At 72.8% G+C, this 19,224-nt stretch carries 23 protein-coding genes; 16 read left to right on the top strand and 7 right to left on the bottom strand.

Annotation, left to right across the window (positions count from 1 at the left end):
* Nucleotides 1–4: 4 nt before the first annotated feature.
* The 4 genes from ACZ67Q_RS23775 to ACZ67Q_RS23760 form a co-directional block, all read right to left on the bottom strand.
* Nucleotides 5–238 carry a hypothetical protein gene (locus ACZ67Q_RS23775; RefSeq protein WP_471185408.1) on the bottom strand — a complete coding sequence of 78 codons (234 nt, stop codon included), beginning with the start codon at nucleotides 236–238 and terminating at the stop codon, nucleotides 5–7.
* Between the two features lie 37 nt (nucleotides 239–275).
* The gene (locus ACZ67Q_RS23770; RefSeq protein WP_471185406.1) at nucleotides 276–1,442 is read right to left on the bottom strand and encodes a S1C family serine protease; all 1,167 of its coding nucleotides are present in this window, start codon (nucleotides 1,440–1,442) and stop codon (nucleotides 276–278) included.
* 170 nt (nucleotides 1,443–1,612) lie between these two features.
* Nucleotides 1,613–2,635: a LacI family DNA-binding transcriptional regulator gene (locus tag ACZ67Q_RS23765; RefSeq protein ID WP_361636058.1), complete on the bottom strand. Its 1,023-nt coding sequence runs from the start codon at nucleotides 2,633–2,635 to the stop codon at nucleotides 1,613–1,615.
* A 107-nt stretch (nucleotides 2,636–2,742) separates the two neighbouring features.
* The gene (locus ACZ67Q_RS23760; protein WP_471185402.1) at nucleotides 2,743–3,522 is read right to left on the bottom strand and encodes a response regulator transcription factor; all 780 of its coding nucleotides are present in this window, start codon (nucleotides 3,520–3,522) and stop codon (nucleotides 2,743–2,745) included.
* Between the two features lie 293 nt (nucleotides 3,523–3,815).
* Here ACZ67Q_RS23760 and ACZ67Q_RS23755 point away from each other — a divergent pair, with 293 nt between their 5' ends.
* From ACZ67Q_RS23755 to ACZ67Q_RS23725, 7 genes are all read left to right on the top strand, one after another.
* Nucleotides 3,816–4,652 (top strand): alpha/beta hydrolase, encoded by an 837-nt coding sequence (locus tag ACZ67Q_RS23755; RefSeq protein ID WP_471185400.1) that lies wholly within the window; start codon nucleotides 3,816–3,818, stop codon nucleotides 4,650–4,652.
* A 40-nt stretch (nucleotides 4,653–4,692) separates the two neighbouring features.
* Nucleotides 4,693–4,947: a MoaD/ThiS family protein gene (locus tag ACZ67Q_RS23750; RefSeq protein ID WP_469812578.1), complete on the top strand. Its 255-nt coding sequence runs from the start codon at nucleotides 4,693–4,695 to the stop codon at nucleotides 4,945–4,947.
* 8 nt (nucleotides 4,948–4,955) lie between these two features.
* On the top strand, nucleotides 4,956–6,329 hold the full coding sequence (locus ACZ67Q_RS23745) for a hypothetical protein (RefSeq protein WP_471185398.1): 1,374 nt from the start codon (nucleotides 4,956–4,958) through the stop codon (nucleotides 6,327–6,329).
* 502 nt (nucleotides 6,330–6,831) lie between these two features.
* Nucleotides 6,832–7,572: an LmeA family phospholipid-binding protein gene (locus tag ACZ67Q_RS23740; RefSeq protein WP_471185395.1), complete on the top strand. Its 741-nt coding sequence runs from the start codon at nucleotides 6,832–6,834 to the stop codon at nucleotides 7,570–7,572.
* Nucleotides 7,573–7,990: 418 nt separating this feature from the next.
* Complete coding sequence (locus ACZ67Q_RS23735) at nucleotides 7,991–8,836, top strand: sulfurtransferase (RefSeq protein ID WP_471185392.1); 846 nt, start codon at nucleotides 7,991–7,993, stop codon at nucleotides 8,834–8,836.
* 47 nt (nucleotides 8,837–8,883) lie between these two features.
* Nucleotides 8,884–9,171, top strand: coding sequence for a DUF1416 domain-containing protein (locus ACZ67Q_RS23730; protein WP_007382995.1), 288 nt, complete (start codon nucleotides 8,884–8,886; stop codon nucleotides 9,169–9,171).
* A 147-nt stretch (nucleotides 9,172–9,318) separates the two neighbouring features.
* On the top strand, nucleotides 9,319–9,591 hold the full coding sequence (locus tag ACZ67Q_RS23725) for a DUF3099 domain-containing protein (RefSeq protein ID WP_471185389.1): 273 nt from the start codon (nucleotides 9,319–9,321) through the stop codon (nucleotides 9,589–9,591).
* A 19-nt stretch (nucleotides 9,592–9,610) separates the two neighbouring features.
* On the opposite strand, the gene ACZ67Q_RS23720 is transcribed toward ACZ67Q_RS23725, so the two are convergent.
* The gene (locus ACZ67Q_RS23720) at nucleotides 9,611–9,973 is read right to left on the bottom strand and encodes a DsrE family protein (RefSeq protein ID WP_471185387.1); all 363 of its coding nucleotides are present in this window, start codon (nucleotides 9,971–9,973) and stop codon (nucleotides 9,611–9,613) included.
* Between the two features lie 102 nt (nucleotides 9,974–10,075).
* Here ACZ67Q_RS23720 and ACZ67Q_RS23715 point away from each other — a divergent pair, with 102 nt between their 5' ends.
* From ACZ67Q_RS23715 to ygfZ, 6 genes are all read left to right on the top strand, one after another.
* Complete coding sequence (locus ACZ67Q_RS23715) at nucleotides 10,076–10,804, top strand: hypothetical protein (RefSeq protein ID WP_471185385.1); 729 nt, start codon at nucleotides 10,076–10,078, stop codon at nucleotides 10,802–10,804.
* Nucleotides 10,801–11,613, top strand: coding sequence for a hypothetical protein (locus tag ACZ67Q_RS23710; RefSeq protein ID WP_471185383.1), 813 nt, complete (start codon nucleotides 10,801–10,803; stop codon nucleotides 11,611–11,613). The genes ACZ67Q_RS23715 and ACZ67Q_RS23710 overlap by 4 nt, the downstream gene beginning before the upstream one ends.
* Nucleotides 11,610–12,488: a hypothetical protein gene (locus ACZ67Q_RS23705; RefSeq protein ID WP_471185381.1), complete on the top strand. Its 879-nt coding sequence runs from the start codon at nucleotides 11,610–11,612 to the stop codon at nucleotides 12,486–12,488. The genes ACZ67Q_RS23710 and ACZ67Q_RS23705 overlap by 4 nt, the downstream gene beginning before the upstream one ends.
* A 302-nt stretch (nucleotides 12,489–12,790) precedes the next feature.
* On the top strand, nucleotides 12,791–13,366 hold the full coding sequence (locus ACZ67Q_RS23700; protein ID WP_471185378.1) for a heme-binding beta-barrel domain-containing protein: 576 nt from the start codon (nucleotides 12,791–12,793) through the stop codon (nucleotides 13,364–13,366).
* Nucleotides 13,367–13,410: 44 nt separating this feature from the next.
* The gene (locus ACZ67Q_RS23695; protein WP_471185375.1) at nucleotides 13,411–13,854 is read left to right on the top strand and encodes a Fur family transcriptional regulator; all 444 of its coding nucleotides are present in this window, start codon (nucleotides 13,411–13,413) and stop codon (nucleotides 13,852–13,854) included.
* Nucleotides 13,855–13,870: 16 nt separating this feature from the next.
* On the top strand, nucleotides 13,871–14,836 hold the full coding sequence (ygfZ, locus tag ACZ67Q_RS23690; RefSeq protein ID WP_471185372.1) for a CAF17-like 4Fe-4S cluster assembly/insertion protein YgfZ: 966 nt from the start codon (nucleotides 13,871–13,873) through the stop codon (nucleotides 14,834–14,836).
* A 7-nt stretch (nucleotides 14,837–14,843) separates the two neighbouring features.
* Here the strand turns inward: ygfZ and dtd are convergent, their stop codons facing one another.
* Nucleotides 14,844–15,269: a D-aminoacyl-tRNA deacylase gene (gene dtd, locus ACZ67Q_RS23685; protein ID WP_471185369.1), complete on the bottom strand. Its 426-nt coding sequence runs from the start codon at nucleotides 15,267–15,269 to the stop codon at nucleotides 14,844–14,846.
* Between the two features lie 177 nt (nucleotides 15,270–15,446).
* On the opposite strand from dtd, the gene ACZ67Q_RS23680 reads away from it, so the two are divergent.
* The 3 genes from ACZ67Q_RS23680 to ACZ67Q_RS23670 all read left to right on the top strand — a co-directional run bounded on the left by ACZ67Q_RS23680 (nucleotide 15,447) and on the right by ACZ67Q_RS23670 (nucleotide 19,005).
* Entirely contained in the window at nucleotides 15,447–16,100 is a 654-nt protein-coding gene (locus tag ACZ67Q_RS23680; RefSeq protein ID WP_471185366.1) for an RsiG family protein, read from the top strand.
* 452 nt (nucleotides 16,101–16,552) lie between these two features.
* A complete protein-coding gene (locus ACZ67Q_RS23675; RefSeq protein WP_471185364.1) occupies nucleotides 16,553–17,809 on the top strand; it encodes a GNAT family N-acetyltransferase in 1,257 nt (418 codons plus the stop codon).
* A 287-nt stretch (nucleotides 17,810–18,096) separates the two neighbouring features.
* A complete protein-coding gene (locus ACZ67Q_RS23670; protein ID WP_471185361.1) occupies nucleotides 18,097–19,005 on the top strand; it encodes a winged helix-turn-helix domain-containing protein in 909 nt (302 codons plus the stop codon).
* On the opposite strand, the gene ACZ67Q_RS23665 is transcribed toward ACZ67Q_RS23670, so the two are convergent.
* Nucleotides 18,995–19,189 carry a hypothetical protein gene (locus tag ACZ67Q_RS23665; RefSeq protein ID WP_469812003.1) on the bottom strand — a complete coding sequence of 65 codons (195 nt, stop codon included), beginning with the start codon at nucleotides 19,187–19,189 and terminating at the stop codon, nucleotides 18,995–18,997. The genes ACZ67Q_RS23670 and ACZ67Q_RS23665 overlap by 11 nt on opposite strands.
* Nucleotides 19,190–19,224 lie beyond the last annotated feature (35 nt).

Raw genomic sequence — 19,224 nt, 5'->3', positions numbered from 1 at the left:
CCGCTCAGCAGGTCACCGCCGTCAGCCGGCGCAGCGGAACCTTGTGGCGGTGGGGCCGGTCCGCGCCGGTGCGCAGGCCCATCAGGTGGGGGACGGCGATCTCGGGCACCGGGGCCTTCGCTGTCTCCGCCGCCTTCCGGGCCGCGGCCGGGGCGGTCAGGGCGTGCGCCAGGCGCGCGGTCAGGGCGGGGTCGGCCGGGCCGACGAGGGAGGCGGTGGGGGAGGCGTGCTGGATCATGTCGTACTCCCTGCTCTCAGGGAACGGGCGCGGTGGTTCAGTCGTTCGCGCCCGCCCGCAGCTTGGCCAGGTCGGCCTTGACGGTGTTGACGGGGATGGCGAAGCCCAGCCCGACGCTGCCGGCGTCCGAGGACGAGGAGGACGAGCCGGCGGCCGAGTACATCGCGGAGTTGATGCCCACGATGTTCCCGTTCATGTCGATCAGGGCGCCCCCGGAGTTGCCGGGGTTGAGGGAGGCGTCCGTCTGGATCGCCTTGTACGTCGTCGTGGAGGAGCCGGTGTCGCCGTTGAACTGCCGGCCGCCGAACTCGAACGGCCAGCCGCCGTCGGGCTGCTGCTGCCCCTCCTCGGTGGGCACCGTCACGTCACGGTTGAGGGCGGAGACGATTCCGCTGGTCACCGTGCCGGTCAGGCCCTCGGGCGAGCCGATCGCCACGACGGTGTCACCGACCTGGATGCGGGAGGAGTCGCCGAGGGAGGCGGCCTTCAGTCCGGCCGCGCCCTGCAGCTTGATCAGCGCGAGGTCCTTCTTGCTGTCGGTGCCGACGACCTGCGCGGTGTACTGCTTGCCGTCGCTGGTGCGCACCTTGATCGAGGAGGCGCCGGAGACGACGTGGTTGTTGGTGACTATCTCGCCGCCCGACGTGATGATCACGCCGGAGCCGGTGGACCGCCCGGCGTTCGAGGTCGCGTTGATCTCGACGATGCTCGGGCTGACGGCCGAGGCGATGGCCGCGATGTCGCCCCGCTTGCTGGAGGGCACGACGTTCGTGGCGGTCGAGCTCGCGGTGGTGTCCTTGCCGGTCAGCTCCTGGACACCGTACGCCGTGGCGCCGCCGATGGCCGCCGCGACGATCGCGACGGCGGCGAGCAGCGCGACCGGGCCCCGACGGCGCCGCCTGGGGGCCGGGGCGGGCTCCGCCGCGACGGATCCATACGGAGGCATCGGCGGGACCGGGGTGCCAGGGGCACCCGGCGCGGCCGCCGTGCCCGCCGTGCCCGGCGTCACCGTCGGCCGGTAGGGCGGCGGAGGCGGCCACTCCGGGTTCACGGCGGAGGGAGCATGCGGCTGAGCCTGCTGAGCGCCCTCGTGGGGGCGGTGAGCGTCCTCGTAGGGGCTCGGCTGAGCGCCCTGGTCGGGGCCCGGGTGAGCGCCCCCGTAGGGGTTCTCGTACTCGCCGTCGCGGCGGATGCTCTCGGTCATGTCATACAGAGTTCCGCGGGATCATGAGAGCTTTCTGAGGGCTGTCTGAGAAGCCCGGCAGAACCTCGTATGCCCGTTATAAAGCCGCTCCACGCGGTTCGCGGGACGCTCTCAGCCGCGTCTCATGCGCAGGCGCGTCCCATGCACCCGCGTCCTGCGCGCGCCGCGTCTCATGCGCAGCCGCACGACGTGCGCACCACCAGTCGCGACGGGAAGACCTTCAGTCGTTCCCGGCGTGAGCCGGCCACCCGCAGCCCGTCGTCCAGGACCAGGTCGACGGCCGCGCGGGCCATCGCCGAGCGGTCGGAGGCGATCGTGGTCAGCGGCGGGTCCGCCAGCGCCGCCTCCTTGATGTCGTCGAAGCCTGCCACGGCCAGCTCGCCGGGCACGTCGATGCGCAGCTCGCGCGCCGCCCGCAGCAGGCCGATCGCCTGGTCGTCGGTGGAGCAGAAGATCGCCGGCGGACGGTCGGGCCCGGAGAGGATCTCCAGGGCGACGCGGTAGGCGTCGTAGCGGTTGTACGGCGCCTCGAACAGGCGCCCCTCGGTCGGCAGGCCGGCGTCGGCCATGGCCCGGCGCCAGCCCTCGACGTGGTCGGAGACCGGGTCGCCGACGGCCGGGGTGTCGGCGGTGCCGCCCATACAGGCCACGTACTCGTAGCCGTGCTCCAGCAGGTGACGGACGGCGAGCTGGGCGCCGCCGAGGTCGTCGGTGGTGACGGCGACGTCGTCGATGGCCTCGGGGCGTTCGTGCATCAGCACCACGCGTGCGTCCCAGGCCTCGATCTCGGCGGCGGCCAGGTCATTCAGCGCGTGGCTGACGAGGATCAGCCCGGAGACCCGCATACCGAGGAACGCGCGCAGATAGTGCACCTCGCGTTCCCCGACGTAGTCGGTGTTGCCGACCAGGACCATCTTTCCGCGCTCGGCGGCGGCCCACTCGACCGCGTGCGCCATCTCGCCGAAGAAGGGCTGGCGGGCGTCGGGGATGATCAGGCCTATGAGGTCCGTACGGCGGGACGCCATGGCCTGGGCGACCCGGTCGGGCCGGTACCCCAGTTCCTTGATCGCGGCGAGGACACGCTCGCGCGTGGCCGGGGCGACCGGCCGGGGTCCGTTGTTGATGACATAGCTGACGACGGCAGTGGAAGTGCCTGCCAGTCGTGCCACGTCGTCCCGAGTCACCTTGGCCACGCGCGGAGTCTACGCGGAGAGACCCGCTCTGGGCAGGGCGTATCGAAGCGTGGATGTGCGACCGCAACGCCCTGCCGGCCGGGCCGTGCCCGGCCCGGGGAGGTCTGTCAGGCGTCCGCGGAGACCTCTGAAGCGCGCACGGAGGCTTCGCTGTCCGTCTTGCCCGGCTTTGCCTGCCCGGCTTTCGCCTTGGCCTCCTCGGCGGCGCGCTCGACCTTCTCGGGCGTAACGAATCGATAACCCACGTTCCGGACGGTGCCGATCAGCGACTCGTGCTCGGGGCCGAGCTTGGCGCGCAGCCGCCGTACATGGACGTCGACCGTGCGGGTGCCGCCGAAGTAGTCGTAGCCCCAGACCTCCTGCAGCAGCTGGGCCCGCGTGAAGACCCGGCCCGGGTGCTGCGCGAGGTATTTGAGCAGCTCGAACTCCTTGAAGGTCAGGTCCAGGACCCGGCCCTTGAGCTTGGCGCTGTACGTCGCCTCGTCCACCGAGAGATCACCGTTGCGGATCTCCATCGGGGAGTCGTCGCCCGCGATCTGCTGCCGGCCCATGGCCAGACGCAGCCGCGCCTCGACCTCGGCCGGACCCGCGGTGTCGAGCAGTACGTCGTCGACGCCCCAGTCGGCGGTCACGGCCGCGAGGCCGCCCTCGGTCACCACCAGGATCAGCGGACAGCCGGGGCCGGTGGAGCGCAGCAGCTGGCACAGGCTGCGCACCTGCGGCAGATCGCGCCGCCCGTCCACCAGGATCACGTCGGCGCCCGGGGTGTCCACCAGGGCCGGTCCCTCCGCCGGAGCCACCCGCACGTTGTGCAGCAGCAGGCCGAGCGCGGGCAGCACCTCCGTCGACGGCTGGAGGGCGTTCGTCAGCAGCAGCAGAGCGCTCATGCCTCACCTGCCCGGGTCGTCGTCTCGTCGTGCACGGTTCGCTCGCCCATAACGTCTGGTTCCTCCTCGGTCCCTGCGAGGACGTTTACGGCACTGCTCGTACGGTGCGGCTCCCCGCGCCCTCGGGAGATCCGCCGGCGGCCCCGAGGGGCCACCCATGCGATCGACGGCCCGTACACCTGCGGTTTCCCGCATTCACCTGCGGTTTGCCGCTTCGTATACAACGCTTCCGAAAGCACAAAAGGACCCGGGGGCTACGCTGCCCGGATCCTCTGCGCAGCAGAATAGCCCACATGAGCATCGGTCCGGCAGGTGATGTGGCGCGTTCCACCGTACGTCCGGAATGTGAGACGGGCCCGCGGGCGCCCACGCGCACGCTGCTGCGTACCTCCGACGGGGTGACGATCGACGCGCTGTACGAGCCCGGGACCGGCGCGTCCGACACCTCGGCGCCACCCTCGGGACGCCCGGTGTTCGTCGTGGCGCACGGGTTCACCGGGGAGGTGGACCGGCCGCACCTGCGCCGGGTGGCGCGCGCCCTCGCGCACCGCGGGGCCGTCGTCACCTTCTCCTTCCGGGGGCACGGGCGCTCGGGCGGCCGTTCGACCGTCGGCGACCGGGAGGTGCTGGACCTGGAGGCCGCGGTCCGCTGGGCGCGGGAGCTCGGGCACACGCGCGTGGTCACCGTCGGCTTCTCCATGGGCGGCTCGGTGGTGCTGCGCCACGCGGCGCTGCACGGCGGCACGGACGCCGTCGTCTCCGTCAGCGCCCCCGCCCGCTGGTACTACCGGGGCACGGCCCCCATGCGACGGCTGCACTGGCTGGTCACGCGGCCGGCGGGGCGTCTGGTGGGCCGCTACGGACTGCGCACCCGTATCCACCACCGGGACTGGGACCCGGTGCCGCTCTCCCCGGTGGAGGCGGTGCCGAGGATCGCGCCGACACCGCTGCTGATCGTGCACGGCGACCGGGACGGGTACTTCCCGCTCGACCACCCCCGGATGCTCGCGGACGCCGCCGGTGAGCACGGCGAACTCTGGCTGGAGCCCGGCATGGGCCACGCCGAGAACGCGGCCGCCGGCGAACTGCTGGAGCGCATCGCGCGCTGGGCGCTCGCGCGGGCGGGCTAGCCTGGCGGGGTTCACCGCCGAAGAGGACTTGAGGGACGAGATGGCAAAGGTCACGGTGCGCTACTGGGCCGCCGCCAAGGCCGCGGCCGGGGTCGCCGAGGAACCGTACGACGCGACCACGCTGGCCGAGGCGCTCGACGCGGTGCGCGAGCGGCACCCGGGCGAACTCACGCGCGTGCTCCAGCGCTGTTCGTTCCTCCTCGACGGCGACCCCGTCGGCACGCGCGCGCACGAGACGGTACGGCTGACCGAGGGCGGCACGGTCGAGGTGCTCCCGCCGTTCGCAGGAGGATGAGCACGCCGATGAGCAATCAGCCGTACGAGGGATACGACGACCGGTACCCGCAGGCACCGCAGCCGCAGCAGCAGGGCTGGCCGGGGGCGGAGCAGCACCCACAGCCCTACGACGACTCCCAGCAGTACACCCAGCAATGGCAGGGCCAGACCTGGGAGACCCAGCTCCAGCCTCCGGTCGCCCCGGCGCCGGAGCAGACGGCGTACCTGCCGCAGCCGGGGCACCAGCAGCACTACGGCGGCGGCGCGTACGGCGCCGGACCCGCCGGGCAGGCCCACGACGCGGGGCAGGGGTACGCCGCCGGGCGGGGGTACGACGGGCAGGATTCCGGGGCCGGGCAGGGGTACGACGCCGGGCAGGGGTACGACGCCGGGCAGGCGTACGCCGGATACACGCAGCCGGTGGCCGAGCCGTACGGGGCGCCGCAAGCCCAGCCGCACCCGCAGCCGCAGGCCCCCGCTCAGCCGCACCCGCAGCCGCAGGCTCCCGCTCAGCCGCAGCCCCAGCCGGAGGCCCACGCTCGGCCGCAGCCCCAGCCCCAGCCGGTCCCCGCCGTCCCCGAGGAGCCGGTGTCCGCTTCCGGCGGGCCGGCCTACGGACCGGCCACCCTGGCCGGCAACGCGCGCATCACCGACGCCCAGCGGGCCCGCCTCGAAGGACGGTCACCGATCATCGACCCCGGCATGCAGCCGGCGGCGCTCACCGCGCTGCTCGGCCTGCTGCTCGCGGTCGCGGCGCCGATCGGGTCGTACGCCCTGCTCGTGCCGCTGATCGCCCTGCAGGCGGTCACGGCGGCGGGCTGGTTCCGGCTGAACGGCATGTGGCCGGCCCGGCAGGGCATCGCGCTCGCCTTCCTGGGCGCGCTGGCCGCCGACGCCGCCGTCCTCGGGGCCGGCCGCGAGCACGCGCCCGCCGCGATCCTGGGCACGCTCGGTGTGTGGGTCCTGCTCTCCCTGGTCCTGCAACTGCGCTCGCACGCGGACCCGGACGAGCGGATGTACGGGCTGATGGCGACCGTCGCCTCGGCCGCGCTCGCCATCATGGCCGGCGGGCACCTGGCGGCCGACGCCGACGCGGTGTCGGTGGGCGCCGCGTCCGTCGCGGTGGCCGTCCTGGCCCGCGCGCTGCCGCTGCCCACGCCGGTGTCGGTGGGCGTCGCGCTGCTGGGCGCGGCCGGAGCGGGCATCGCGGTGGGCGGGATGACCGGTATGGGTGCGAGCGGCGCTCTGCTCGGCGCGTCCGCGGCGGCCTGCGCCCTGATCGGCCACCGCGTCGCCGCCTACGACTACCCCTCCCGCTTCGTCCACTTCACCGCGGGCGTGGCCCTCCCCCTGACGGCAGCCGCCCCGGCGGTGTACATCCTGGGCCGGGCCCTGGGCTGACCCGGCCCGGCGGGGGGCGTGACGCGGACCAGTCCCAGGAGGCCCTCGGCTCCTGGTTTCGGCTGTGGCCTCCGGCCCTCGGCCCCCGGCCTCGGCTCCGACTCCTCGTCCCGCCCCCCGCCCCAGCCCCAGTCACCGGCCCCCGGCCCGGCCCTCGGCCTCTGCTCCGGTCCCCGCCCTCCGCTCCGGCCCCGGCCCGCGGCCCGCGGCTCCCGACTCCAGTCCCCGCCCCCGGCCCCGTCCTCGATCCCCGTCCCCGGCCCCAGCGCCCGGCCTCGACTCCGGCCCCAGCCGGCGGCCTCGACTCCGGCCCTCCGCCCCCGTCCCGGCCCCCGCCCCGGCCCGCGGCCATCGGCTCCCGACCCCGTCCCCGGTGCCGGCCCCGCCCCTGACCCCGGCTCCCCAGCCGCCCCTGTCACAGCTGGTCGACAATCCTCCGGGCCTTCGTGCGACCGGAGTTACCGTGGGGTTCGGCCGGTCGTCGAGGTGGGGGAGTCTTCGGATGTCGCGCGGGGTGCGCATACTGCTGATCGTCGTGGTGGTGCTCGGTGTGCTGTTCGTGATCGCGGACCGGGTCGCCGTGCACTTCGCGGAGAGCGAGGCGGCGGACCGGGTGCGCAACGCCGAGGGACTGGCGAAGACGCCCGACGTCTCCATCAACGGTTTTCCCTTCCTCACCCAGGTCGCCGGTGGTGAGCTGGACGACGTCGAGGTCGGGATCGACAGCTACCGGGCGGCCACCGGCAAGGCCGGTCGGACCATCCGGATCGAGGATCTGAAGGCGCACATGAAGGGCGTCTCGTTCTCCGGCGACTTCAGCTCCGCCACCGCCGCCCACGCGACCGGCACCGCGGTGATTCCCTACGCCGAGCTGATGAAGACCGCCAAGTCGGAGCCGACCGAGGTGGCCCCCGGCATCACCGCCCGGGTCGTCGGCCTCTCCGACGGCGGCAACGGGAAGATCAAGGTCGCCGTGGAGGGCCGTGTCCCCGCCTTCGGGATCAAGCGGACCGTGTCCGTGCTCAGCTCCGTGGCCGTGGTGAACGGCCGGATCGAGGTCCGGGCGGACTCCCTGCCCAAGCTGGCCGCCGCCGCGGTCGCCGAGAACCGCCTGCGCGCGATCACCGACTTTCAGCAGGTCATCGACCAGTTGCCGGGCGACATCACCCTCGACTCGGTGCGCGCCGCGCCGGACGGTGTGGAGATCGGCGTGAAGGGTTCCGACGTCAGGCTGGCCGGGTAGGAGCCCCCCGGCCCCCGGCACGCTCCCCCCGACGGCGTCCGAAGCGTGAGACGGGCCCGTCCACCCGGCAGGGTCCGCGCGGCGTGTGCCGGGCCGAGAGCGGTGCGGCGACTGCCTCGGACCCCTTCCTGTCCCGCAATGCGGACGATCGCGTCTCAGGATGCGACACGGCGGTGACATGCCCGCCTGTCCGTCCCTACGATCGACGCATGAAGCGACAGGCGGATCTCACGAAGCGGCGGGCAGTGGACCTGTGCCGCGTTGCCGCCATGCTCTGTCGCACCTTCTGAGCGGACGGCCCGCGCGGCCTCCGCATCCCTCACCGCCCAGCCCCTGGGCGCCCGTGCGCCGCCACCTCGGCCTGCGCACGCCCTGATCTGTCGCACGCCCCGCCGTACCTGCCCCGGAGGAGAGAAGCATGAGTCGCAGCGACGTCCTGGTAGACGCCGACTGGGTCGAGCAGCACCTGGACGACCCCAAGGTCGTCATCGTCGAGGTCGACGAGGACACCACGGCGTACGAGAAGAACCACATCAAGAACGCCATCCGGATCGACTGGAAGCAGGACCTGCAGGACCCGGTCCGCCGCGACTTCGTCAACCAGGAGCAGTTCGAGCAGCTGCTGTCCGAGCGCGGTATCGCCAACGACGACACCGTCGTCCTCTACGGCGGCAACAACAACTGGTTCGCGTCCTACGCCTACTGGTACTTCAAGCTCTACGGCCACCAGGACGTCAAGCTCCTGGACGGCGGCCGCAAGAAGTGGGAGCTGGACGCCCGCGAGCTGGTGGCCGGCGACGAGATCCCCGAGCGCGCCAAGACCGAGTACAAGGCCAAGGCCCAGGACGCCTCGATCCGCGCCTTCCGTGACGAGGTCGTCGCCGCCATCGGCACCCAGAACCTGGTCGACGTCCGCTCGCCCGACGAGTTCTCCGGCAAGCTGCTCGCCCCCGCGCACCTGCCGCAGGAGCAGTCGCAGCGTCCGGGCCACGTCCCGTCCGCGAAGAACATCCCGTGGTCGAAGTCGGCCAACGACGACGGCACCTTCAAGTCCGACGAGGAGCTGAAGGAGCTGTACGAGGCGGAGGGCGTGGACCTCGCCAAGGACACCATCGCCTACTGCCGTATCGGTGAGCGCTCCGCGCACACCTGGTTCGTCCTGCACGAGCTGCTGGGCCAGGAGAACGTCAAGAACTACGACGGTTCCTGGACCGAGTACGGCTCCCTCGTCGGCGTGCCGATCGAGCTCGGCGCCGGCAAGTAACCCCTCAACCCGACCGACCTTCCGGTCAGACCCCTCAGGAGACAGACATGTGCGGAGCGAAGGCCGGCGGCCCGGACGCCTCGACGATCAAGCCCGGTGAGACCACGATCCAGGGCCAGGTGACCCGCGACGGCGAGCCGGTGGTGGGCTACGTGCGCCTGCTCGACTCGACCGGTGAGTTCACCGCGGAGGTCCCGACCTCCGCCACCGGACAGTTCCGCTTCTACGCGGCCGAAGGCACCTGGACCGTCCGCGCTCTCGTGCCCGGCGGCACCGCCGACCGCACGGTCGTCGCCCAGCAGGGCGGGCTGGCCGAGGTCGCCATCGCCGTCTGACGTACCCCGTCAGTGGCTGAAGGGCCGCACCCCCCGGGTTGGACGCCTGGGGTGCGGCCCTTCGGCGTGCCCGGATTTCGCGTGCCCGGATGCCCGTGCCCGGATTCGCGTGCACGGATCCCCGGGTCCCGGATCTACGCTGGAAGCATGTACGCACGGCGGCGTCACGTGTACTTCGCCATGATGGGAACCTGCCTGTTCCTCTTCGTCATGGCCTGGGGGTTCGTGCGCCTGTGGTCGGTGCCCGCGGCCGTGGGCATGTGCGTGTTCGCCATGGTCATCCCGCCGGTCGCCGCGATGGTCGCCAACCGGCGCGGCCCCGAGGACCGCTGGTGGGACGACCCCTCCGGCGACCCCAAGTCCGACGAGTGGTGGGACGAGCTGGACGGCAAGAAACGGCCGCGCCAGGACAGGCCCTAGCCGCGGGCGCCCGCGGTCGTCAGTAGACCAGCGCCTGCGTCTCCTCGCCCAGCGCCTCCTGCACGAACACCTGCGCGCCCGCGATCCGTACGCCCTCGATGACGTCCTTCTCCGTGATGTCCCGCCGGGCCGCGCACTGCGTGCACAGGGTGAGCTTGCCGGCCGCCAGGATCGAGTCGATCAGGTCCGGCAGCGGAGCCGCGTGCGGCAGCTCGAAGTCGGCGGCCCGCCCCGGCAGGGCGAACCAGGCGGACTCACCGGTCAGCCACACCGACACCTCCACCCCGCTGGCCACGGCCACCGCCGCGACGGTGAACGCCTGTGAGCAGCGCTCCGGGGCGTCGGCCCCCGCCGTCACCTTGATCACGAGCTTCTTCGCCATGTCGGAATCGTAATCAACGGCCCTACAACTGCTTGGCAGGGCCACGAGTCTCCTGAGGGCGCGGATGCGGAAGCCGCGCTTCACGTTCTTTGGGGGGACGTAGTGGAAGAAACGGAAGTTCCACCGGAGAGACAGGTCCCGCGGCGCCGTGGCCGCACGGCGCTGCTCCTCACCGGTGCCGCGGCACTCGGCCTGATCGCGGGCACCTGCGTCGGTTACGTCATCCAGGCCGACCGTGAACCGACGGCACTGCCGTCGCTGTCCCAGCCGGTGCTGCGCCAGGCGACCGGCCCGGCGCCCGCGCCGCTGTCCGCGGCGCAGGACCGCAAGGTGAAGACGGACGGCGACCTGCGCACGCTGCTGCTGGACAAGCCGGGCGGGGCCGAGCAGCACGACTGGCCGCAGTCCCAGGACGGCTGGCAGGGACTCGGACAGTACGCCGAGTTCTTCGACGAGCCGGGCGACGCGTTCGGCCGCATGGCCACCGACGAGTTCCGGCGGGCCGCCGTGACCAGCTGGCGGGTCGGTTCCGGCTACGTCGTCGACATCCGGCTCGTCCAGTTCCGCCAGGAGGAGTCGGTGGGCGCCGAACGCTCCACCGACGGCGCGCTCTACTGGGCGGAGCAGAAGGCCGACAGCGAGGGCTGGCCGCTGCCGGGCACCGACCTGGGCAGGGCGTACGTCTACCACCACCCCGACGGCGGTGTGTACAAGGCGGAGGCGCGCGCCTGGCGTGGCGACATCGCCGTGGAGATCTGGGTGCACGACACCAAGCCCGTCCCCAAGTCGAAGATCATGGACCTGGCCAAGCGGCAGCTGGAGCGGCTGTGACCGAGGAAATACCCGGGTCGCAGGCGACCCCTGCCCCCACCCCGGCCTCCGACCCGGGGAAGAAGAGGCGCCGCGGCCGTCTCGCCGCCGTCGCCGGGTCACTGGTGCTGGCCGGCGCGCTCGTGGCCGGCGTGTGCTGGACCTTCGTGACCGTGCGCGGCGCCGACCGGCAGGCGGGCGCCGCCGTATGGGAGTTCCCCGAGAAGACGCCCGCGGCCAAGGCCGCCGCCCCGGCGCAGCAGGGCCTCGCGGGCCTACTCGTGCCCTATGGGAACGGCACCTGGTCCCGCGGCCCCGACATCGGCCAGTACGGTGCCGACGCGCAGCTCAGCGGCGCCCGCGCGACGGCGCTGCGCAAGGAGTCGCTGCGGGGGCTGCCGCGTTCCCAGCGCCGGAGGCTGGAGGAGCAGATCGACAAGCAGCGCCTCCAGGGCATGGCGATGCGCAGCTACGCCGATGTGGGCACGGCGGAGGCCGACATGGAAGGCGTCGCGTCGGTGCAGATCCAACTGGTCCGGATGGGCAACGCGGCCGACGTACGGAACACCGCCAGGTTCCAGGGCGCCTTTTTGGACGCCCTCGACGTCTACCGGGCGGGTCCGGCTGTCAAGGGACACAAGAACGCCAAGTGCTTCCTCACGCCGAAGGACACCGATGAGGAACTCGAGGGCATGTTCTGCTCGGCCTACGCCGGTGACGTGCTGGTCACCGTCGTGGCGGAGGGCGCGAAACCGCTGGAAGGCAAGAAGGTCGCGGCGCTGCTGGGGGACCAGCTCGACCGCATCGCCGGGCAGGGAGAGGCCGTATGACCGAGCAGTCTCAGCTGACGGAACAGCCTCAGGCCGGCGCAGAGGTGGCGGAGGCGGCCGGTGCAGAGATGGCACAGATGGACGCCCCCGCCGCTGCCCCCCTCGCCCCGCCGGGTGACCGGCGCGTCCTGCGGGCGGTCCTGCGCTGGACCGCCGCCGTCGTTGTGTGCGCGGCCGTCGGGACGGCCACGGCCGTCGGCATCACCCGGGTGGAGCGCACCGAGCTGCCCGGCCTGGCGACCACGTCCGACGGCCGCTGGGACTACCCCGAGCTGGTCCGGCCGCCGCTCCCCGCCGGGAAGCCCGGTCCGCTCGCCGGAGAGAACAAGGCCGGCTCCCACTTCGCCGACCTGCGCGCCCTGCTGCTGCCCGCGCCGGCCGGCGCCACCGAGGACAAAACGCTGCGCGGCACGGACGGCTGGCTGCCGACGCGGACGTTCCTCGCGGAGTTCGAGGCGCCCGAGAACAAGGACATCGGCGACAAGCTCGCCGACCAGGGACTGCGGCACATCGCGGCGCGTGGCTGGACCACTGGCGACGGCACGCGCACCCGCGTCTACCTGCTCCAGTTCAACACCGCCGAGGTCGTGGCCGCGCAGGCCTTCCCCGGCCTCGCCGCCTCCAGCGGCCCGACGTACGAGCTGCGTGGTGCGTCCGCCTCCGTGTACGACGAAGACTTCCCGGTGGAGTCCGAGGTGAAGGGGGTCTCGCGGCAGGCGTACACCGAGACCCAGCCCTACGGCTCCGAGCAGGTGCGCCAGGCCGTCCTGTCCGCCGGTGACGTCCTCGCCGTCGTGATCCAGTCCCGCGCGGGCGGCGCGGCAGCCGTGCCGTTCCAGCAGACCGTCGTCCTGCAGAGCCAGCTGCTGAGCTGACGGAGCCGGCCGGCGAGCTGACGGAGCCTGCCGCGAGCCGGCCCCGGGCCCCCGGAACCCGTGTGGGGCCCGGGTCGGTTCCCGTCAGGAGGTACCTCACAAGGAGGCCCCGGCCCCGGCCGCGTAAGCTGGGGCCCGGCCCCGTACCGCCCACTTGCGCTCACAAGGAGCACCCCGTGGAGATCTTCTTCGAAACCCTGCTGGTCCTGGTCTGCGTCGGCGTCCTCGCCTTCGCCTACCTGACCGTGAAGAAGCTGTACCAGGGCCAGCGCTGACCCTCTGAACCAGGAAAGCCGTCGCTCATGATCGAGATCCCGTCCGACCTGCACAAGGACCTCGTCCCGCTCGCCTTTCTGCTCGGCAACTGGGCCGGCGCGGGCGTGCACGACTTCCCCGGCTCGGAAAAGTGCAACTTCGGGCAGGAAGTCAGCTTCAGCCACGACGGCCGGGACTTCCTCGAGTACCACTCCCGCACCTGGGTCCTCGACAACGAGGGCAACAAGGTGCGGCCGCTGGAGACCGAGTCCGGCTTCTGGCGGATCGACGCCGAGCGCAAGGTCGAGGTCACGATGACCCGCGACGACGGCGTCATCGAGGTCTGGTACGGCGAGATGGCCGACAAGAAGCCGCAGATCGACCTGGTCACCGACGCCGTCGCGCGTACGGCCGCCTCCCGCCCCTACACCGGCGGCAAGCGCCTGTACGGCTACGTCAAGAGCGACCTGATGTGGGTCGGCGAGAAGCAGACCCCCGAGGTCGAGCTGCGGCCCTACATGTCGGCCCAGCTGAAGAAGGTCGTCACCCCCGAGGAGGTCGAGCGCTGGGCGAAGGCCCTGCCGGAGGACCTCCCGGACGACGGGATCGCCTTCTTCAAGTAGCCGCACCCCGGTGTCACGCCGTCCGTGGTCCTAGACTCGTGGGTGTGGTGAGCACCGACTGGAAGACGGACCTGCGGCAGCGCGGCTACCGGCTGACGCCGCAGCGGCAGCTTGTCCTCGAAGCCGTGGACACCCTCGAGCACGCGACCCCCGACGACATCCTCGCGGAAGTGAGGAAGACGGCGTCGGGGGTCAACATTTCCACCGTCTACCGAACGCTGGAGCTGCTGGAGGAGCTGGGCCTGGTCAGCCACGCGCACCTGGGGCACGGGGCGCCGACGTACCACCTGGCCGACCGGCACCACCACATCCACCTGGTCTGCCGGGACTGCACCAACGTCATCGAGGCCGATCTGTCGGTGGCCGCCGAGTTCACCGCCAAGCTGCGCGAGCAGTTCGGCTTCGACACCGACATGAAGCACTTCGCGATCTTCGGCCGGTGCAAGAACTGCACCGGGGACCAGCAGCTCAAGGATTCAAGTACCTAGTCGTAGGCTTGACGCCATGAAGAGCCCCCTGCTGTCCCTGCCCGGCGCCGTCCCCGCCGAGGGGCTGGACGAAGGCGTCGCCGCCCACTACGGCGACCTGTTCCGCGAGCAGCGCGCCCTCGCCGACGGCACCGGTTTCGTCGACCTCTCGCACCGCGGTGTCGTCACCGTCTCCGGTGAGGACCGGCTCGGCTGGCTGCACCTGCTGCTCACCCAGCACGTCAGTGAGCTGCCCGTGGGCGAGGCCACCGAGGCCCTGATCCTGTCCGCGCACGGCCACATCGAACACGCCCTGTACCTGGTGGACGACGGCACCACCGTCTGGGCCCACGTCGAGCCCGGCACCGAGGACGCGTTGACCGCGTATCTGGAGTCGATGAAGTTCTTCTACCGGGTGGAGGTCGCGAACCGCACCGACGACTTCGCGGTCGTGCACCTGCCCGCCGGGTCCATCGCCGAGGTCCCCGAGGGCGTCGTCGTGCGCGAGACGGCGCACGGCCGTGATCTGTTCCTGCCCCGGGAGCGCCTGGAGTCCTTCGCCGAGCAGGCCGGGCCGCCGGCCGGGATCCTGGCGTACGAGGCGTTGCGCGTCGAGCACCACCGGCCCCGCCTCGGGTTCGAGACCGACCACCGCACGATCCCGCACGAGCTGGGCTGGCTCGGCACGGCCGTGCACCTGCAGAAGGGCTGCTACCGCGGTCAGGAGACCGTCGCCCGGGTGCAGAACCTCGGCAAGCCGCCGCGCCGGCTGGTCTTCCTGCACCTGGACGGCAGCGAGGTCCATCTGCCCACCCCGGGCACGGAGATCCGGCTCGCCGCGGACGGCCCCGACGGCCGCAAGATCGGTTTCGTGACGACGTCGGTGCGCCACCACGAGCTGGGCCCCATCGCGCTGGCCCTGGTCAAGCGGAACGTCCCGGTGGACGCCCCCCTCGTCGCCGGTACGACCGCGGCGGCCCAGGAGGTCGTCGTCGAGCCGTAGGCCGGGCCTACACCTCGATGAGCACGGTGAACGGGCCGTCGTTCGTCAGCGACACCCGCATGTGCGCGCCGAAGCGGCCCGTCGCCACCGTCGCGCCGAGCGCGCGCAGCTGGGCGACCACCTCGTCCACCAGCGGCTCGGCCACGTCGCCGGGGGCGGCCGCGTTCCAGGTGGGGCGGCGGCCCTTGCGGGCGTCGCCGTACAGCGTGAACTGGCTGATGACGAGCAGCGGGGCGTCGATGTCGCTGCACGACTTCTCGTCGTGCAGCATCCGCACGCTCCACAGCTTGCGGGCCAGCTGGGCCGCCTTCTCCTTGGTGTCCTCGTGGGTGACGCCGACGAGGACGCACAGCCCCTCGCCCTTGACCTCGCCCACCGTTTCGCCGTCCACGACGACGCTCGCGCCGTCCACCCTCTGCACCACTGCTCGCATACGACCATCATGCCGGGCCGCCGCACGCGTCCCGCGCGGGCCCCGGCGGGGCCTTACGGGGCCTGTTTCCGGTCCATGTCCCGCCATGTGGGGCCGTTCGGGGGCACTCGGTCACATAGTGGCCACGCGGGGTGGCACGATGCTGGCACACGCCGGTCGAGGGGACGGTTGAGGCACATGAGCACACCGAGTACCGGGCAGCCGCCCGGGGCTGTCGCACCCGCGCGCGGGGCGAGGACCACGGCCCCGCGTCCGCCCGCACAACGCACCGGCGACCCGGACGCGCCGTGCGCCGACGGCGAGACGGAGGGACCGCGGCTGCCGGCCGGGCCCCGCGAAGGGGACCTGATCCTGCTGAGCCTGCCGGAGCTGCGCACCCTGCGCCGTGACGCCCAGCGCGACGAGGCGGACCTCAGCTATGTACGACGGCTGTTGCAGGGGCGGATCGACATCCTGCGCGCGGAGCTGCTGCGGCGCGCCCCGGCGACGGTGGTGGCCGTCGGGGAACCGTCCGTCGTCGAGCGGCTCCCGGAGATCCTCACCGACGCACCGGCCCGGCACCGTTCCTCCGCCCGCCACGTCACGGTGGGCACCCCGCACAACGAGGAGTACGGGCTGCTGGCCGCCGAGATGCTCGCCGAGGTCGAGCTGTCGGACCTGGGGGCCCGCACCGACGAGGAACTGAACGAGGCCATGGGCCGCCTGGTGCGCTACGAGCAGCAGGTCTCGCGCCGCCGGCACCGGCTGCAGCGCACGGCGGACGACTGCAGCGCGGAGATCGCCCGCCGCTACCGTGACGGGGAAGCGCAGGTCGACGATCTTCTGATGTGACGTTCCGCCGATACGCGCCCGCCGGCGGAAAGCCCTGCCGGTCCGCCGGAGACGCGGGTCGAGGGACGCGGACGTGGGCGGCGCGTCGGCCTGTCCGCTCGCCGTCGGCCCCGCGGGGCGGGGCCTGCGGACGCGTCGGCCGATCCCGGCCGGGCCCGGTGTCTCCGGCGCCCCGGCGTCCCGGCGCCCGGCGCCCGGCGTCCCGGCCGAGGTCGGACGAGGCCGCGTCGGCCTGTCCGCTCGCCGTCGGCCCCGCGGGGCGGGACCTGCGGACGCGTCGGCCGATCCGGGCCGGGCCCGGTGTCTCCAGCGCCCCGGCGCCCGGCGTCCCGGCGCCCGGCCGGGATCGGCGTCCCGGCCGAGGTCGGCCGCGGTCGGCGGAGGCCGAGCGGTGTTCCGGGGTGCGGGAAATCCGCGCGACACCTCGGCGTCGTCCACCTAGCGTGGGCCCCATGACCCACCGCAGCTCCGACATCGACGTACGGGCGATCACCGACGACGAGTTCGCCGACTGGCAACGGGCCCTGGACACCGGGTTCCTGACTCCGCCGGACATCACCCCGGAGATCCTCGAGGCGCGGCGGCGGCAGTTCGTGCCGGGGCGGCTGCTGGGGGCGTTCGACGCAGGCCGCTGCGTGGCCACCTTCCGGTCCTTCGGGCAGGAGGTCACGGCCGTCGGCGGTGCCCCGGTGCGGGCCGACGCGATCTCCAACGTCACCGTCAGCGCCACGCACCGCCGACGCGGTCTGCTCACCCGGATGATGACCCGGGACCTGGCGGCGGCGAAGGAGCGCGGTGACGTCGTGGCGACGCTGATCGCCGCCGAGTACCCGATCTACGGCCGGTACGGCTTCGGCGTGGCCACCACGACCGCCGAGTGGACGATCGACGTGCCGCGCACCGGGCTCGACCCGCGCTGGGCGGGCCCGGACGACGGCGGCCGTATCGACCTCGTGGACGGCGAGGACGTCCGCAAGCTCGGCCCGGAGCTGCACGAGCGGCTGCGCCGCATCCAGCCGGGCGTCGTCAGCCGGGGCGAGCTGTGGTGGCAGCTGCACACGGGCGCGGTGCGCTTCCACGCCACGTGGAAGGAGCCCTTCTACGCCGTCTACCGCTCGGCGGCCGGCGAGGTCGAGGGCCTGGTGACGTACGAGTGCGACGAGACGTGGGGGGACGCCAAGCAGCCGCTGAACACGGCGACGGTGCGGCGGCTGATCGCGACCACCCCGGCGGCCGAACGCGCCCTGTGGCGCTATGTGTGCTCCATCGACTGGATCGTGAAGGTCAAGAGCGGCGGCCGGACCCCCGACGACCTGCTTCCGGATCTGCTGCCCGACCCGCGGGCGGCCGCGATCACCACGCAGGCGGACTGGCTGTGGGTGCGGCTGCTGGACGTCGCGGCGGCGCTTCGGGCGCGCACCTACGAGGGCACCGGTGCGCTGGTGCTCGATGTCGTGGACCGGCAGGGACTGGCGGGCGGGCGGTATCTGCTGGACGCCTCCCCGCAGGGTGCGTCGGTGGAACCGACCTCGCGGGCGGCGGATCTCACCCTGGACGTGGGGGAGTTGGCCTCGCTCTGGCTGGGGGACGCCTCGGCGGTGCGGCTGGCGGCGCTGGGCCGGGTGCGGGAAGAACGAGCGGGCGCCGCCCATGTGGCCGACGCCCTGCTGCGTACGTCCCGGCGGCCGTGGTGCCCGGACGTGTTCTGAGGTCTGCTCCTTCCTGCCGACGACGGGGCCGCGCGCTGCATCCGTAGCGAGCTGTTCGGTTGTGGTTGTGGTGGTGCGGCGGTGCCGACCGGTCGGGCTCCCGGCTCCCCTCCGGAAGGGAGCCCGCTCAGTCGTCTGGATGGGCAGGTGCGGCCAACCCTTGAATCTTCTGACCATGTGGGTGAAGTTGGCCGCCAACTTCACTGTGCTTATCTCCACTTGGAAGGGACTCATAACCACCCGTCCAGGAACTGCCGCAAGATGGCGGGAAGTTGTAGCGTTCGGTCGTGGACCCGGAACACGCCCCCACCCCTGGGCGGAAGCGGCCCCAGCGGTCACGGCCGTCGCCTCGCGAGGTGGCCGACGCGCTGCGCGCCCGGATCAGGTCCGGGCAGCTGCGACCGGGCGAGCGCCTGCCCACCCAGGCCGCCCTCGCCGAGGAGTTCGGGGTCGAGCGCGGCACGGTCCGCCAGGCCCTGCGTGCCCTGCGCGACGAGCGCCTGCTGACCGGGGCCTGTCGGGGCAGCCCCGCGACCGTCGCGCCCGATCCGGGCGTCACCGGCCCGCTCACCGGCCCGGCGGCCCCACCGCAGCCGACCACGGTGGGGCTCGCGCCCCGCATCGTGGAGGCGTTCACCGCCTCCCACGTGGAGATCGACGCGCTGTGTCTGACCGCCGTCTCCCTCACTCTGGCCCTCGGCGAGCCGCTGCGGCTGATCCACGCGGGGCGGCACAAACCGGCCACGGTCCACGTGCGGGTCCTGCTGCCCAGCCGCCACATCGACCTGGCCTTCCCGGCCCCGGTCGACTCGGCGGCCGACGGGCGGCTGCACGAGCGCTGGCTGGCCCAGCGCAACGCCCAGGGCCAGGTGCTGCGGCACACCCTGCTCGCACTGCGCGCCACGCACGGCATCGACGTGCGCGTCACCTTCCGCGCACTGCCCTTCACCCCACCGGTGAAGCTGTACCTGCTCAACGGCGCGGAGGCGCTGTTCGCGTACTACACCCTGCGGCGTCGCGAGACGGAGATCGACCACCGGCCGCTTCAGCTCTACGACGCCGAGGGCACCCGCTCGGCGCTGTTCGCCTTCGCGCGGGGGGCGGGGGCGCGGGACGCCGCGTTCGTGGAGCAGTCGTGCCGGTGGTTCGACGCGCTGTGGGAGACGATCAGTTCCGATCTGGTGCTCACGAGCTGAGCGCGGGTCCGGCGACCAGCAGGGCGAGCACCACGGCGCCGGCCGAGCTGAGGGCCGGCCTGCGGGCCTTGATGCCGACGCTGAGCAGGACCAGGCCGACGGCTCCCGCGGTGCCGTAGCGCCACTGGATGGTCTGTTCGACGCCGACGGCGAAGACGGCGCACAGGAGGGTGAGGACGGGCATGGTGGTTCCCCCTTCGGGCGGCCGGCCGGCGGAGG

This window comes from Streptomyces sp. NPDC036813, from assembly GCF_055609245.1.
This window is presented reverse-complemented; position numbering and strand designations above follow the sequence as displayed.